Raw genomic sequence first — 249 nt, 5'->3', positions numbered from 1 at the left:
AGTTAAAACCATGTCTGAGGAAATTAAAGAAGCTAACCAAGCGGTGCAAAAAGTGGCATCGCGCAGTAACGACATAACGCAAATTTTAGATGTTATTCGTACTATTTCAGAGCAAACCAATTTACTTGCGCTAAATGCTGCAATTGAAGCTGCACGAGCGGGTGATCATGGTCGAGGCTTTGCGGTTGTTGCAGACGAAGTGCGTGCACTGGCGTCAAAAACGCGCTCATCAACCGATGATATTAGTCG

The 249-nt window shown here is 45.0% G+C and carries 1 protein-coding gene; it reads left to right on the top strand.

Translation table 11 applies throughout. The annotated features are described in order from the left end of the window. The coding region (locus tag AAEY68_RS21430; RefSeq protein ID WP_350586869.1) for a methyl-accepting chemotaxis protein at positions 1-249 on the top strand (249 nt) is incomplete at both ends.

Origin of the sequence: Pseudoalteromonas sp. RB2-MNA-CIBAN-0110, assembly GCF_040309305.1 — a bacterium.
Taxonomy (GTDB): Bacteria; Pseudomonadota; Gammaproteobacteria; order Enterobacterales; family Alteromonadaceae; genus Pseudoalteromonas; species Pseudoalteromonas arctica.
This window is presented reverse-complemented; position numbering and strand designations above follow the sequence as displayed.